The following is a 14,064-nucleotide window of genomic DNA, read 5'->3' as shown; positions in this document are numbered from 1 at the left end:
TGCGCGACGCTCATGTATGCTACGGCGTTCACTCTATCGACACCGGAGTGCCGGTCGCAGCGAGGTTCCGCTGCCTGGAAACAGGGTCCTTTCTCTCTCAGTTAAAAAGTAGCCATGCACGAACAATACACGCCCCGTGATATCGAAGCCGCCGCCCAGAAGTTCTGGGACGAGCAACAGTCGTTCGCTGTTACCGAACAGCCAGGCAAGGACACCTACTACTGCCTGTCGATGTTCCCGTACCCGAGCGGCAAGCTACACATGGGCCACGTGCGCAACTACACCATCGGCGACGTGATTGCCCGCTACCAGCGCATGCTGGGCAAGAACGTCCTGCAGCCGATGGGCTGGGACGCCTTCGGCATGCCGGCGGAAAACGCGGCGATGAAAAACAACGTCGCCCCGGCCAAGTGGACTTACGAAAACATCGACTACATGAAGACCCAGCTCAAGAGCCTGGGCCTTGGCATCGATTGGGCGCGTGAAGTCACCACCTGCAAGCCGGACTACTACCGCTGGGAACAGTGGCTGTTCACCCGCCTGTTCGAGAAAGGCATCATCTACCGCAAGAACGGTACCGTGAACTGGGACCCGGCCGACCAGACCGTGCTCGCCAACGAGCAGGTCATCGACGGCCGTGGCTGGCGCTCGGGCGCGCTGATCGAAAAGCGCGAAATCCCGATGTACTACTTCCGCATCACCGACTACGCCGACGAGCTGCTGGAAAGCCTCGACGAGCTGCCGGGCTGGCCTGAACAGGTCAAGACCATGCAGCGCAACTGGATCGGCAAGTCGCGCGGCATGGAAGTGCAGTTCCCTTACGACCAGGCCAGCATCGGCCACGAAGGCACGCTGAAAGTCTTCACCACTCGCCCCGACACCCTGATGGGCGCCACTTACGTCGCCGTCGCCGCCGAGCACCCGCTGGCCACCCAGGCCGCCCAGGGCAACCCGGCGCTGCAGGCGTTCATCGACGAGTGCAAGAGCGGCAGCGTCGCCGAAGCCGACATGGCCACCCAGGAGAAGAAGGGCATGGCCACTTCCCTGCTGGTCGAACACCCGCTGACCGGCGAGAAACTGCCGGTGTGGGTCGCCAACTACGTACTGATGCACTACGGCGACGGCGCCGTGATGGCCGTACCTGCCCACGACGAGCGCGACTTCGAGTTCGCCCACAAGTACAACCTGCCGGTGAAGGCCGTTGTGCGCACCAGCGCCGGTGACGAAGTGTCCAGCGAATGGCAGGCCGCCTATGGCGAGCATGGCCAGCTGATCAACTCCGGCGAATACGACGGCCTGGATTTCGCCGGCGCCTTCGACGCCATCGAAGCCGCCCTGATCCGCAAGGACCTCGGCAAGTCGCGTACCCAGTTCCGCCTGCGCGACTGGGGTATCAGCCGCCAGCGCTACTGGGGCTGCCCGATCCCGATCATCCACTGCCCGGCGTGCGGCGACGTGCCGGTGCCGGAAGACCAGCTGCCAGTCACCCTGCCGGAGAACGTGGTGCCGGACGGCGCCGGTTCGCCGCTGGCGCGCATGCCCGAATTCTATGAATGCACCTGCCCGAAATGCGGCACTGCGGCCAAGCGCGAAACCGACACCATGGACACCTTCGTCGAGTCGTCCTGGTACTTCGCCCGCTACGCCTCGCCGAACTACGACAAGGGCCTGGTAGACCCGAAAGCGGCCAACCACTGGCTGCCGGTCGACCAGTACATCGGTGGCATCGAGCACGCCATCCTGCACCTGCTGTACGCGCGCTTCTTCCACAAGCTGATGCGTGACGAAGGCCTGGTCACCTCCAACGAGCCGTTCAAAAACCTGCTCACCCAGGGCATGGTCGTCGCCGAAACCTACTACCGCGTCGCCAGCAACGGCGGCAAGGACTGGTTCAACCCGGCCGATGTAGAGATCGAGCGTGATGCCAAGGCCAAGATCATCGGCGCACGCCTGAAGACCGACGGCCTGCCGGTGGAAATCGGCGGCACCGAGAAGATGTCGAAGTCGAAGAACAACGGCGTCGACCCTCAGTCGATGATCGACGTCTACGGCGCCGACACCTGCCGCCTGTTCATGATGTTCGCCTCGCCGCCCGACATGAGCCTGGAATGGTCCGATTCCGGCGTCGAAGGCGCGAGCCGCTTCCTGCGCCGCGTCTGGCGCCTGGCCCAGGCCCACGTTGCCCAGGGCCTGCCGGGCAAGCTGGATGTCGCCTCGCTCGACGACGCACAAAAAGTCATCCGCCGTGCCATCCACGCGGCGATCAAGCAGGCCAGCACCGATGTCGGCCAGTTCCACAAGTTCAACACCGCCATCGCCCAGGTGATGACCGTGATGAACGTGCTGGAAAAGGCCCCGCAAGCCACCGCCCAGGACCGTGCCCTGCTGCAGGAAGGCCTCGAGGCCGTGACCCTGCTGCTGTCGCCGATCACCCCGCACATTTCCCACGAGCTGTGGAAGCACCTGGGCCACGACCAGGCCGTGATCGACGCCGGCTGGCCGGCCGTTGACGAAAGCGCGCTGGTGCAGGACACCGTCACGCTGGTGGTACAGGTCAACGGCAAGCTGCGCGGCCAGGTGGACATGCCTGCCGCCGCCAGCCGCGAGGAGATCGAAGCGGCTGCCCGCAACAACGAGAATGTCCTGCGCTTCACCGATGGCCTGACCATCCGCAAGGTCATCGTGGTACCGGGCAAGCTGGTCAACATCGTCGCCAATTGATGGCAACGCCCGTCCGCGCACAGCGCGGGCGGGCGTATTCGGCCCACGAGGGAGCTACAACATGATCAAACGCAATCTGCTGGTAATGGGCCTGGCCGTACTGCTCAGCGCCTGTGGTTTCCAGCTGCGCGGCACCGGCACCACCGAACTGACCATCAAGGAGCTGGACCTCAGCGCCCGCAACGCTTACGGCGATACCGTCAAGCAGTTGCGCCGCACTCTGGAAAGCAACGAGGTAAGGGTATACAGCGGTGCACCGTTCAAGCTGGTACTCACCAACGAACAGGAAACCCAGCGCGCGGCGACCTACAGCGGTGGTAACCGCTCGTCGGAATACGAGCTGACCACGGTGCTGAACTATGCCATCGAAGGCCGGAACGACACTGTGCTGCTGGAAGACAAAGTGCAGGTGCAGCGCTACTACGTGCACAACGGCAACAACATCACCGGCTCCAGCCAGGAAGCGACCCAGGTTCGTCAGGAAATGCGCAGCGACCTGGTACAGAACATGATGGTTCGCCTGCAACAGCTCACTCCGGAACGCCTGGACGAGCTGCAGCACAAGGCCGACGAACGCGCCAAAGCCGAAGCCCAGGCCCTGCAGGAAGCACAACGCATCCGCGACGAGACGCCCCAGCAATCCCCGCTGGAAGTCCCGGCCAACTGAGCCTGAACGGGGTGCCCCGGCACCCCGCCCTTCGCCATGAAACTCTCCCCAGCCCAACTCAACAAACACCTGCAGGGCCAGCTGGCGCCTGTGTACATCGTCAGCGGCGACGACCCGCTGCTGTGCCAGGAAGCCGCCGACGCCATTCGTGGCGCCGCGCGCCAGCAAGGCTACGACGAGCGCCAGGTGTTCAGCGCCGATGCCAACTTCGACTGGGGCAACCTGCTGCTGGCCGGTGCCAGCCTCTCGCTGTTCGCCCAGCGCCGCCTGCTGGAGCTGCGCCTGCCTTCGGGCAAACCTGGCGACAAGGGCGCCGCCGCACTCATCGAGTACTGCACCAACCCCGCCGAAGACACCTTGCTGCTGATCAGCCTGCCCAAGCTCGATGGCAGCGCGCAGAAAACCAAGTGGGGCAAGGCACTGATCGAGGGCGGCCACTGCCAGTTCATCCAGATCTGGCCGGTGGATGCCCAGCAGTTGCCACAGTGGATCAACCAGCGTCTCTCACAGGCCGGCCTGACGGCCCAGCGCGATGCGGTCGACATGATCGCCGCCAGGGTCGAAGGCAACCTGCTGGCCGCCGCCCAGGAAATCGAAAAGCTCAAGCTGTTGGCCGATGGCAACCAGATCACCGTCGAGACGGTACAGGCGGCGGTTGCCGACAGTGCCCGTTTCGATGTGTTCGGCCTGGTCGATGCCATCCTCAACGGCGAGGCAGCCCATGCCCTGCGCATGCTCGAGGGGCTACGCGGCGAAGGTGTCGAGCCGCCAGTGATCCTCTGGGCCCTGGCCCGTGAACTGCGCCTGCTGGCGGGGCTGGCGCAGCAGTTCAGCCAGGGGGTGCCGTTGGACAAGGCCTTCAGCCAGGCCCGGCCACCGGTGTGGGACAAGCGTCGACCGCTGGTGAGCAAGGCCCTGCAGCGCCTCTCGGCGCAGCGCTGGGCCATGCTGCTGCAGGATGCCCAGCGTATCGATGCGCAGATCAAAGGCCAGGCCCAGGGTTCGCCCTGGACCAGTCTGGCGCGCTTGTCGCTGCTGATGGCCGGACAGCGCCTGGCCCTTCCCGCCGAATGATGATCGCGGGGCAAGTCGGGACGCCGAACCGCCGCTCCCACGCGCCCCGCGATAGGCCTTCGAACCATAAACACAATCAATTGGCCCCCACGCCTGCACAAGCCTAGAGTGCGCCCCGAAACCCACCCCAATCGGGAACCCGCCATGAGCAAAAAGCCGAAAAAGCACGGCCCCAACAAGGCCAAGTCGATCATCGCCCAACCGCTGTTCCGCTGCCGCCAGGAACGACCGGACAAAGGCAAAGGCAGCTACCGCCGCGAAGCCTTCCAATCGAGAGATTGGGAGGCTTCCTGCTTTATGGCGGCATGAAAGCCATCAAAGGCATGAAATGCGCAGGCATGGTATGGTCGGCACCTGACCTGCAATTCTGGATTCGTGCATGCCCTCTCGTCTCACTCTACGCTGGCAACCTCGCCAGCTGATCGCGGCCACCAGCTTCATCCTGCTCGTTGCCTGCGCCGAGAAACCCACCGCCGCCGACGCCCTGCCGCTGGCTCCCGCCCAGCCCGCCCCCGTCGTCACGCTGCCCGGCACCAGCGCCGACACCAGCAGCGAAATCCAGCCTCTGCAGACCTTCGCCCAATGGCAGGCCGGCTTCCGCCAGCAGGCCCTGCAAGCCGGTATCAGCCCCAGCCTGTTCGACCGCGCCTTCCTCGGCGTCACCCCGGACATGGACGTGATCAAGGCCGACCGCAGCCAACCCGAATTCACCCGCCCGGTCTGGGAATACCTGGATGGCGCCTTGTCGCCACTGCGCGTGCGCAACGGCAAGAAACTGCTGGAGCAGAACGCCGAGCTGCTGGCCCGCATCGAGCAACGCTATGGTGTCGATCGCCAGGTGCTGGTGTCGGTGTGGGGTATGGAGAGTAACTTCGGCCAGTTCCAGGGCAGCAAATCGGTGATCCGCTCGCTGGCCACCCTGGCCTACGAAGGCCGTCGCCCGCAGTTCGCCCAGGACCAGCTGATCGCCGCCCTGCAGATCCTGCAGAACGGCGACATCCAGCCTGACGCCATGCGTGGCTCCTGGGCCGGGGCCATGGGCCAGACCCAGTTCATCCCCACCACCTACCTGACCCACGCCGTGGACTTCGACGGTGATGGCCGCCGCGATATCTGGAACAGCACCGCCGATGCCCTGGCGTCGACCGCGCACTACTTGCAGGCGTCTGGCTGGAAACGCGGGCAACCCTGGGGCTTCGAAGTGCAGGTACCTGCCGGCTTCGACTACTGGCTGGCCGACGGCAGCCAGCGCAAGAGCGTCAACGATTGGTTGCAACTGGGCGTGAAACTGCCGGCGGGCACCCAACTGCCGGCCAACAGCAGCCAGCTGTCCGCCGCCCTGCTGCTGCCGGCTGGCGCTCGCGGCCCGGCGTTCCTGGTGCTGGACAACTTCCGCGCAATCCTCAAGTACAACAACTCGTCGTCCTACGCGCTGGCGGTCAGCCTGCTGGGCGACCGTTTCTATGGCTGGGGCTTCATCGCCGGCAGCTGGCCGAAGGACGACCTGCCCTTGAGCCGCAGCGAGCGCATCGAACTGCAGAGCCTGCTCAACGCCAGCGGGCATGAGGCGGGTAACCCCGATGGCATCATCGGCGCCAACACCCGCAAGGCCATTCGCAATGCGCAACAGGGCCAGGGCTGGCCGGCGGACGGATACCCGACGCACAAGTTGCTAAATTCGCTGCGTGCGCAGTGATCGTTTCACTCACTCAGTGATTGCTTGATCGCTCGTAAAGTACATAAAAGTGGCACGCCCACTGTAGTGGCTTGGTAGTCGAAGGCTGATGATCGGGAGAAACCTTCCGGTCTCAGCCTTGAACCTGCGCTGGTCGTACTGGGCATAACTTACAGCCAACGAGTTATCCCGACCTGCTCTATTGAAATAAAACAGTGCCTCGATAGGCAGCTGACCTGGAATATTATCCAACCACGTTATCGCCACCATCTCATTCTCATCATAATTAGGATCAAGATAGTTGACACTCGCCACTGCCTTCAAGTTCTGATAAAAAGAATTCGCAGAATTTGGCGAGCCCTCCCGAACATCAAAGCTGCACTGCTTTTGCTTAGGATTGAAACCATTCCCCAAATCGGCGTAATACTTGCTGACATATTGCTCTGCGCTGATGATTCCCTGAGAGCTGCAATATCTACTTGAGAGATCGCCATTAACCATACCACAACCTCTGTCTGACCTTAGATCAGTTGCCGCATCGACCGGAAATACGCATACATATTTGAAAGGGCTTGCCACTGCACCCGCCATTGGTGGCATTGCAATAAAACCCTTAACCAAGCCAGGCATCCCATTTACAAATACAGAACCGCTACGCAGATAGGAAAACGAAACGCCACCCCGATACTTGGAGCCTGGACTAGGATTCCAAAAATCAAAATTTCTACTGTACTCAGTCGCTCTGATTATTACACCGGAGCACAAAAATGCCGGCCTGGAAGGACTCCCACAATCTGCTCTTACATCATCAAAACGAGCAGTCAACCTTGCAGCCATTTCCTCGCCTTGCTGCTGCAAAAAGGCTTCCGCCCTAGGAAACCCGTGATTCAGCAATAAAGCCAAAGATAGAAACACCCGTGCACAACCAGCGTTGAGCCACATGACCTGTCTCCTTCAGTTTGACGACAATGTGCCAACTTCGACATCAGTATCAGCAAACGCAGAACTCGTACAACTAGCAGAATTACCAGGTCATTTAAACGCTACTGAACAATACACATCGTTAACAGATCGATATCATCACGAGGCATCGCTCTTGCCACGCATAGTCCTATGCCGTGGTCATACTCTGCTCGACGATAGCTTCCATGGTTGCGGACCCTACTAGCGCGTAGGTGCAGCGAGCGGGTCGCGTGCAGGACTCACCCATAGCCGCAGACCGTGAAAGCGAGTAGCCCCGTCGGGATCATCAGCGCCAATACCCGTGATCGCTGGCAAGCCCGCTCGCAGGTCACATTCCTGTGGGAGAAACTGCCTTTTGTGGGCTCTGTGCAGGAGCGGCCGCGTGCCGCGAATGGGCTGCATCGCAAGCCGAGCCCTATCGATTGCCGGGGCCGCTTTGCGGCCCCGGCATTCTCAAAGCCTGAACAGTGCCTGCTCCAACACCAGGGCTCGACCTGCGGCATCCAATTTCACCCGCCCCCCCATCGGCAAACACAGGTTCGGATCACAATGCCCGCTGCGCCACCCGGCCATCACCGGCACCCCGAGCGGCCCGAATATGTCCACCAGCAACGGCGTCATCGCTGCCACCGACACCCCGGCAAAGTCCCCCACCAGCACACCCCTCAGGCCTTCCAGCTTGCCCGCCAGGCGCAGCTGGGTCAGCAGGCGGTCAACCCGGTACAGCGGCTCGTTGACGTCCTCGATAAAGAGGATTGCGCCCTCGCAATCGATCTCGGCCACAGTCCCCAGCGTTGCACCCAGCAACGACAGGTTACCGCCGACCAGCCGCCCGCTCGCCACACCCGGCACAACTGTGGTCAACGGGTAGGCCGCCGGGTGGACAATCGCATCACCCTCCCCCAGCCGCCCACTCAACTGCTCGAACAGTGAGCTCACCGTCGGCTCCAGCTTGCCCCCCAACAGATCGGCATTGAGCATCGCACCGTGGAAGCTGATCAGCCCGGCATGGCGGTTGAGCACCGTATGCAACGCGGTGATATCGCTGTAGCCCACCAGCGGCTTGGGGTGGCGACGGATCAGGTCGAAGTCCAGCGCATCCAGCAGGCGCATGCTGCCGTAGCCGCCACGCATGCAGACGATGGCGTCGATATCCGGGGCCTGGAAGGCATCGTGCAGGTCTTGCAGGCGCTGTTGATCACTGCCCGCCAGGTATCCATCGGCCTGGTTGACGCCTGGGTAGATTCGGCATTGATACCCACGGCTGTCGAACCACTGGCGAGCCTTGTCAGCATCCAGTCGGGCCGGCCCTGCCGGGGCGACGATAGCGAACCGGGCATTGCCGGACAGAGCCCCTGGCAGCAGGGTTTCAACGGTCTCCACGCAATTCATCGCGCTACTCCTTGCAGCTTGTCGCTTGAAACTTACAGCTAAAAAAAAGCCGATGCCGCCTTTCGGCGTGCATCGGCATGTTCAGCTCAAGCCCGCTTCAGAGCTTGATCTTGGCTTCGTGAGCCTGCTGGTCGGCGTGGTACGAGGAGCGTACCAGCGGGCCGGAAGCAACGTTCTTGAAGCCCATCTTGTAGCCTTCCTCGGCGAACCAGGCGAAGGTGTCCGGGTGCACGAAGCGCTGCACCGGCAGATGGCTGCGCGACGGCTGCAGATACTGGCCGAGGGTGAGCATGTCGATCTCGTGCTCACGCATGCGGTGCATGACCTCGATCACTTCCTCGTCGGTCTCGCCCAGGCCCAGCATCAAGCCGGACTTGGTCGGTACGTGCGGCACCATCTGCTTGAACTTCTGCAGCAGGTCCAGCGACCAGTCGTAGTCCGAACCCGGGCGCGCGGCCTTGTACAGGCGCGGTACGGTTTCGAGGTTGTGGTTGAACACGTCCGGCGGGGTCTGCGCGGTGATTTCCAGCGCCACGTCCATACGGCCGCGGTAGTCCGGCACCAGGGTCTCGAGCTGCACACCCGGCGACAGCGCGCGGATCTCGCGGATGCAGTCGGCGAAGTGCTGGGCACCGCCGTCACGCAGGTCGTCGCGGTCCACCGAGGTGATCACCACGTACTTAAGGCGCAGGTCGGCGATGGCCACGGCAAGGTTCTTCGGCTCGTCCAGGTCCAACGGCTTCGGCCGGCCATGGCCGACGTCGCAGAACGGGCAGCGACGGGTGCAGATGTCACCCATGATCATGAAGGTGGCGGTGCCACCCGAGAAGCACTCGCCCAGGTTCGGGCAGGATGCCTCTTCGCACACGCTGTGCAGCTTGTGCTTGCGCAGCAGCTGCTTGATACGGTCGACTTCCGGCGAAACCGGGATGCGTACGCGGATCCAGTCGGGTTTCTTCGGCAGTTCTTCGGTGGGGATGATCTTCACCGGAATGCGCGCCACCTTCTCGGCGCCGCGCAGCTTCACGCCGGCTTCGACTTTCTTGGGCGCGGGGCGCGGGGTGACGTCTTGCGTCGGGATCAGGTTCGGCACGGCTTCTTGCACAGTTGTCATATTCAGTCGATTCCGCCCGTGAGGGTCGTCTGCTCAGCGTAGTCGAGGTGCTTGACCAGCTGTCCGCGCAGCCTTGTCCTGACCTCGTCGAGTTCGATCGGGCCTGCCAGGTCGCGCAGCTGGGTCATGGCCAGCCCCGCATACCCACAGGGGTTGATTCGGCGGAATGGCGCGAGGTCCATGTCCACATTCAGAGCAAGGCCGTGGAAGCAACGACCGTTGCGGATTCGCAGGCCAAGGGAGGCGATTTTCGCTCCATCGACATAAACGCCAGGGGCATCGGGTTTGGCGGCAGCCTGCACGCCGTAACTGGCGAGCAGCTCGATCAGCGTCTGCTCGATGCGGCTGACCAGCTCGCGCACGCCAAAGCCCAGGCGACGCACATCCAGCAGCAGGTAGGCGACCAACTGGCCGGGGCCGTGGTAGGTCACCTGGCCGCCGCGGTCGGTCTTCACCACCGGGATGTCGCCAGGCACCAGCAGATGCTCGGCCTTGCCGGCCTGGCCCTGGGTGAACACCGCCGGGTGCTCCACCAGCCAGACTTCGTCCTGGGCATCCGGGCCACGCGCCTCGGTAAAGCGACGCATGGCCTCGAGCACCGGTTCATAGGGCTGCAGGCCAAGCTCGCGGATACCGAGGCATGCGCTCATCACAGCACCATTTTCACGATGCCGGTGGCACGCAGGGCACTGTTGATGTCGTGCAGTTGATCTTCGCTTTCGGCAATGATGTGCAGTTGCACCGTGGTGTACTTGCCTTCCTTGCTCTGGCGCTCGGCCAGTGTGGCCAGGTCGACCTTGGCGTACTTGCTGAGGATCTCGATCACGGTGTCCTTGAAGCCGACCACGGTATCGCCGATCACTTTGATCGGATAGTCCGCACAAGGGAATTCGATCTTATGCGACTTGACGTCTTCTTCGCTCATTGCGGGATGGCCTCGTAAGCCGTGGCAACAGCAACGCCCCCGCCTGGTTCACGGGGGCATGCAGGTCACGTATCAGTTGAACAAACCGTAGAAGAACAGGCGGATGCTATCCCACATACGGCCGAAGAAACCAGCTTCCTCCACGCCATCGAGGGCGATCAGGTCGGCGCTGTGAATCACTTTCTCGTCCAGTTTGACTTCCACTTTACCGATCACGTCACCTTTGGCGATCGGAGCGGTCAGTTGCGGATTCATGCTCATCGAAGCCTGCAGGCGCTTCAACTGGCCTTTAGGCATGGTCATGGTCAGGTCGTTGGCCAGGCCGGCTTTCACCTGGTTGGTCGCGCCTTTCCATACCGGGGCCTGAGTCAGCTCGGTGCCCTTCTGATAGAAGGTCTGGGTTTCGAAGAAGCGGAAGCCGTAGGTCAGCAGCTTTTGCGTTTCGGCGGCACGCGATTGCTCGCTGTTGGTGCCGAACACCACGGCGATCAGGCGCTGACCGTCACGCACGGCGGAGGCGACCATGCAGTAGCCGGCTTCGTCGGTGTGGCCGGTTTTCAGGCCGTCGACGGTCTTGTCGCGCCACAGCAGCAGGTTGCGGTTAGGCTGCTTGATGTTGTTCCAGAAGAACTCTTTCTGCGAGTAGATGGCGTAGTGCGCAGGGTCTTCGTTGATGATCGCGCGTGCCAGCAGGGCCATGTCGTGGGCCGAGGAGTAGTGCTCCGGGTTCGGCAGGCCGGTCGGGTTCATGAAGTGGCTGTTGCCCATGCCCAGGTCGGCGGCCGTCTTGTTCATCATGTCGGCGAAGGCGTCTTCGCTGCCGGCGATGTGCTCGGACAGGGCCACCGATGCATCGTTGCCGGACTGGATGATGATGCCGTGCAGCAGGTCGCTGACGGTCACCTGGGTACCGACCTTGATGAACATGCGCGAACCGCCGGTACGCCAGGCGTTTTCGCTGACGGTCACCGGGTCGTTCTCGCCGATCTGGCCACGACGGATGTCGAGGGTGGCGATGTAGGCGGTCATCAGCTTGGTCAGGCTGGCTGGCGGCAGGCGCTCGTCACCGTTGTTCTCGACCAGCACGTTGCCGCTGGCCGCGTCCATGAGTACATAGGACTTGGCGGCCAGTTGCGGTGGTGCCGGCATCATCTGCTCGGCCGCGAAGGCGACAGGCGTGATCAGCAGCAGAACAGGCAGGCAAAGTCGTTTGGCAAGGTTGGTGATGTTCATCCGTCTCTCGTAAATCGCTAATGGTCTGATGTTCCGCGGGCCACATCGTGTGCCCGGCGCCCCGTCAGTCTAGTTTTATGGCCAATGGCCTGGCCCGCAAAAGTGCGACCTAATGCCGCTGCGGGCAAAAGCGGGCATTGTACATGGCAACGCCCGGCAATTCATGAACAAACCGACAGGTCGGCGCTTTGATTCATCGCGGGGCAAGCCCGCTCCCACGCCGTTTGGAGTACCTGGCGTGGGAGCGGGCTTGCCCCGCGATGACGTTGATGCGACCGGTCAGTCAGTCACGACTTTGGCCTGGCCGAGATTGGCCAGGCGAATGCTGTCCTGGGTCTGCTGGATCTCGCCCTGGCTGTTGAACGGCCCCAGGCGCACCCGGTGCAGGGTCTGCTGGTTGCGCACGACCGAGCTGATGAACACCGGCGCACTGACCATGGTGCTCAACTTGGAGCGCAGCAGCTCGGCGGCATCCGGGTTGGCGAAGGCGCCCACCTGCAGGATGCTGCCGCCGTTGCTGTTCGGCACGTTGTTGCCGCTCACCTGCACCGGCACCACGGGCGCGGCGTGCTGCTGCGGCGGCGGGGTCCATTGCTCGACACGCCCGGTGCTGGCGGCGATCGGCTGGGCCTGGGCGACCTGCGGTTCCTTGAGCATCAGCGGTGGCTGCTGGCCACGCTGGGCCCACCATTGCTGCGGGTCGATACCTTCGACGCGCACATGGGCGGTGCCGCTCTCGGCATAGCCGAGCTTCTTCGCCGCCGCGTAGGACAGGTCGATGATGCGGTCGGAGTAGAACGGCCCGCGGTCGTTGACCCGCAGGATCACGCTGCGGCCGTTGGCCAGGTTGGTCACCCGCACGTAGGCCGGCAGCGGCAGGGTCTTGTGCGCCGCGCTCATGCCGTAGAGGTCGTACAGCTCGCCGTTGGCAGTGTTCTGCCCGTGGAACTTGGTGCCGTACCACGAGGCAGTGCCCTCGGCGCGGTAGTTGCGCGAGTCCTGCATCGGGTAATAAGTCTTGCCCAGCACCGTGTACGGGTTGGCCTTGTAGTTGCCGGTGTGCACGGTTGGGGTGGCGTCGGGGATCTTGTTGACGTCCACGTCCCACCACGGCGCGCCATCCTTGTGGGCGCGGTTGATATCCAGGCCCGGTTGCGAACGCACGGAGTTGCCGCTGCTCTGGGAGGTCGGGCGGCTGCTGGAGCAGCTGACCAGGAGCATGCCGACGGTGACGCAAGTCAGCAGCTTGAAGGTATTGGCAGAGATGATTGCGCGCATTACTTGACGCCCCGTGCTTGAACCAGCTGTTCGGCAAGCTGATGCACCGCCATGGCATACATCACGCTGCGGTTATAGCGAGTGATCGCGTAGAAGTTCTTCTGGCCCATCCAGTACTCGGGGCCGTACTCGCCTTCCAGGCGGAAGGCGGTGACCGGCAGATCATCGCGCAGCGCATCATGACTCGACCAGCCCAGCGCTCGCAACTGCCCCACGGTCTTGACCGGCTCGATGCCGGTGGTCAGGCCTTGGTCGGCGCTGGCGCCTGCGACCTGCGCGCGGCTGACCACGGCGCCACCGGCTACCCAGCCGTGACGTTTGAAATAGCTGGCGACGCTGCCGATGGCATCGTCAGGGTTGTTCCAGATATTGATGTGGCCGTCGCCGTCGAAATCCACCGCGTAGTTGCGAAAGCTGCTCGGCATGAATTGCGGCAGGCCCATGGCGCCGGCGTAGGAGCCCTTGAGCGTCAGCGGGTCGAGCTGTTCATCGCGGGCCAGCAGCAGGAACTCGCGCAGTTCCTTGCGGAAGAATTCGGCGCGCGGCGGGTAATCGAAACCGAGGGTGGACAGTGCGTCGATCACCCGGTAGTTGCCGGTGTTGCGGCCGAAGAAGGTCTCCACGCCGATGATCGAGACGATGTACTGCGCCGGCACGCCGTATTCCTGCTCGGCGCGGGCCAGCACCGCCTCGTGCTGGCGCCAGAAGTCCACGCCGCGGGCGATGCGCGCGTCGGTGATGAACATCGGGCGGTACTCTTTCCACGGCTTGACCCGCTCGGCCGGCCGCGAAATCGCGTCGAGGATCGCCTGCTTGCGCTGCACCTCGCTGAACACGCCCATCAACTGCTCACTGGCAAAGCCGTAGTCACGGGTCATCTCGCCAACGAACTCGGCCACCTGGGGCGAGCCGTCGTAATCGCCGGCAAGGGCTTGCTGGACAGCGCCGAACAGGCCCACCGCGCCGATCCACGGCACACAACGGGCAACCCAGCCACGCACTGCTTGCATTGAATTCTTCAC

The 14,064-nt window shown here is 62.9% G+C and carries 13 protein-coding genes; 5 read left to right on the top strand and 8 right to left on the bottom strand.

What is annotated here, in order from left to right; genetic code table 11:
• Positions 1-114: 114 nt before the first annotated feature.
• The 5 genes from leuS to F6X61_RS17910 all read left to right on the top strand — a co-directional run bounded on the left by leuS (position 115) and on the right by F6X61_RS17910 (position 6,158).
• Positions 115-2,721, top strand: coding sequence for a leucine--tRNA ligase (leuS, locus tag F6X61_RS17930; RefSeq protein ID WP_153787735.1), 2,607 nt, complete (start codon positions 115-117; stop codon positions 2,719-2,721).
• 61 nt (positions 2,722-2,782) lie between these two features.
• Positions 2,783-3,388, top strand: coding sequence for an LPS assembly lipoprotein LptE (gene lptE, locus F6X61_RS17925; protein ID WP_153787734.1), 606 nt, complete (start codon positions 2,783-2,785; stop codon positions 3,386-3,388).
• A 36-nt stretch (positions 3,389-3,424) separates the two neighbouring features.
• On the top strand, positions 3,425-4,462 hold the full coding sequence (gene holA, locus F6X61_RS17920; protein WP_153787733.1) for a DNA polymerase III subunit delta: 1,038 nt from the start codon (positions 3,425-3,427) through the stop codon (positions 4,460-4,462).
• Positions 4,463-4,606: 144 nt separating this feature from the next.
• Positions 4,607-4,771, top strand: coding sequence for an alternative ribosome rescue factor ArfA (gene arfA / locus F6X61_RS17915; RefSeq protein WP_153787732.1), 165 nt, complete (start codon positions 4,607-4,609; stop codon positions 4,769-4,771).
• Between the two features lie 70 nt (positions 4,772-4,841).
• Positions 4,842-6,158, top strand: a complete 1,317-nt coding sequence (locus tag F6X61_RS17910) for a lytic murein transglycosylase (RefSeq protein WP_153787731.1) — start codon at positions 4,842-4,844, stop codon at positions 6,156-6,158.
• Between the two features lie 9 nt (positions 6,159-6,167).
• Here F6X61_RS17910 and F6X61_RS17905 read toward each other — a convergent pair whose 3' ends face one another.
• The 8 genes from F6X61_RS17905 to mltB all read right to left on the bottom strand — a co-directional run bounded on the left by F6X61_RS17905 (position 6,168) and on the right by mltB (position 14,052).
• Positions 6,168-7,079 carry an N-acyl homoserine lactonase gene (locus F6X61_RS17905; RefSeq protein ID WP_153787730.1) on the bottom strand — a complete coding sequence of 304 codons (912 nt, stop codon included), beginning with the start codon at positions 7,077-7,079 and terminating at the stop codon, positions 6,168-6,170.
• Between the two features lie 474 nt (positions 7,080-7,553).
• Positions 7,554-8,492 (bottom strand): LD-carboxypeptidase, encoded by a 939-nt coding sequence (locus tag F6X61_RS17900; RefSeq protein ID WP_153787729.1) that lies wholly within the window; start codon positions 8,490-8,492, stop codon positions 7,554-7,556.
• 97 nt (positions 8,493-8,589) lie between these two features.
• The gene (gene lipA / locus F6X61_RS17895; protein WP_153787728.1) at positions 8,590-9,606 is read right to left on the bottom strand and encodes a lipoyl synthase; all 1,017 of its coding nucleotides are present in this window, start codon (positions 9,604-9,606) and stop codon (positions 8,590-8,592) included.
• A gap of 2 nt (positions 9,607-9,608) precedes the next feature.
• Positions 9,609-10,256 carry a lipoyl(octanoyl) transferase LipB gene (gene lipB, locus F6X61_RS17890; protein WP_153787727.1) on the bottom strand — a complete coding sequence of 216 codons (648 nt, stop codon included), beginning with the start codon at positions 10,254-10,256 and terminating at the stop codon, positions 9,609-9,611.
• Positions 10,256-10,531 (bottom strand): DUF493 domain-containing protein, encoded by a 276-nt coding sequence (locus tag F6X61_RS17885; protein ID WP_153787726.1) that lies wholly within the window; start codon positions 10,529-10,531, stop codon positions 10,256-10,258. The genes lipB and F6X61_RS17885 overlap by 1 nt, the downstream gene beginning before the upstream one ends.
• 72 nt (positions 10,532-10,603) lie before the next feature.
• Positions 10,604-11,764 carry a D-alanyl-D-alanine carboxypeptidase family protein gene (locus F6X61_RS17880; protein ID WP_153787725.1) on the bottom strand — a complete coding sequence of 387 codons (1,161 nt, stop codon included), beginning with the start codon at positions 11,762-11,764 and terminating at the stop codon, positions 10,604-10,606.
• A 279-nt stretch (positions 11,765-12,043) separates the two neighbouring features.
• Positions 12,044-13,042 (bottom strand): septal ring lytic transglycosylase RlpA family protein, encoded by a 999-nt coding sequence (locus tag F6X61_RS17875; RefSeq protein ID WP_153787724.1) that lies wholly within the window; start codon positions 13,040-13,042, stop codon positions 12,044-12,046.
• Complete coding sequence (mltB, locus tag F6X61_RS17870) at positions 13,042-14,052, bottom strand: lytic murein transglycosylase B (protein WP_153787723.1); 1,011 nt, start codon at positions 14,050-14,052, stop codon at positions 13,042-13,044. Before mltB ends, F6X61_RS17875 begins: the two co-directional genes overlap by 1 nt.
• Positions 14,053-14,064: the final 12 nt, after the last annotated feature.

Origin of the sequence: Pseudomonas sp. EMN2 (genome assembly GCF_009650555.1) — a bacterium.
Classification (GTDB): domain Bacteria; phylum Pseudomonadota; class Gammaproteobacteria; order Pseudomonadales; family Pseudomonadaceae; genus Aquipseudomonas; species Aquipseudomonas sichuanensis.
Note: the sequence above shows the minus strand (reverse complement) of the source record. Positions and strands in the feature narration are given on the sequence as shown.

What these genes read in the sequence shown, in the direction of transcription:
- leuS (WP_153787735.1), top strand. Translation starts at nt 115, where the DNA reads ATGCACGAACAATACACGCCCCGTGATATCGAAGCCGCCGCCCAGAAG.
- F6X61_RS17900 (WP_153787729.1), bottom strand. Translation starts at nt 8,492, where the DNA reads ATGAATTGCGTGGAGACCGTTGAAACCCTGCTGCCAGGGGCTCTGTCC.
- arfA (WP_153787732.1), top strand. Translation starts at nt 4,607, where the DNA reads ATGAGCAAAAAGCCGAAAAAGCACGGCCCCAACAAGGCCAAGTCGATC.
- F6X61_RS17905 (WP_153787730.1), bottom strand. Translation starts at nt 7,079, where the DNA reads ATGTGGCTCAACGCTGGTTGTGCACGGGTGTTTCTATCTTTGGCTTTA.
- lipB (WP_153787727.1), bottom strand. Translation starts at nt 10,256, where the DNA reads ATGAGCGCATGCCTCGGTATCCGCGAGCTTGGCCTGCAGCCCTATGAA.
- F6X61_RS17885 (WP_153787726.1), bottom strand. Translation starts at nt 10,531, where the DNA reads ATGAGCGAAGAAGACGTCAAGTCGCATAAGATCGAATTCCCTTGTGCG.
- F6X61_RS17875 (WP_153787724.1), bottom strand. Translation starts at nt 13,042, where the DNA reads ATGCGCGCAATCATCTCTGCCAATACCTTCAAGCTGCTGACTTGCGTC.
- F6X61_RS17880 (WP_153787725.1), bottom strand. Translation starts at nt 11,764, where the DNA reads ATGAACATCACCAACCTTGCCAAACGACTTTGCCTGCCTGTTCTGCTG.
- F6X61_RS17910 (WP_153787731.1), top strand. Translation starts at nt 4,842, where the DNA reads ATGCCCTCTCGTCTCACTCTACGCTGGCAACCTCGCCAGCTGATCGCG.
- lptE (WP_153787734.1), top strand. Translation starts at nt 2,783, where the DNA reads ATGATCAAACGCAATCTGCTGGTAATGGGCCTGGCCGTACTGCTCAGC.
- holA (WP_153787733.1), top strand. Translation starts at nt 3,425, where the DNA reads ATGAAACTCTCCCCAGCCCAACTCAACAAACACCTGCAGGGCCAGCTG.
- lipA (WP_153787728.1), bottom strand. Translation starts at nt 9,606, where the DNA reads ATGACAACTGTGCAAGAAGCCGTGCCGAACCTGATCCCGACGCAAGAC.
- mltB (WP_153787723.1), bottom strand. Translation starts at nt 14,052, where the DNA reads ATGCAAGCAGTGCGTGGCTGGGTTGCCCGTTGTGTGCCGTGGATCGGC.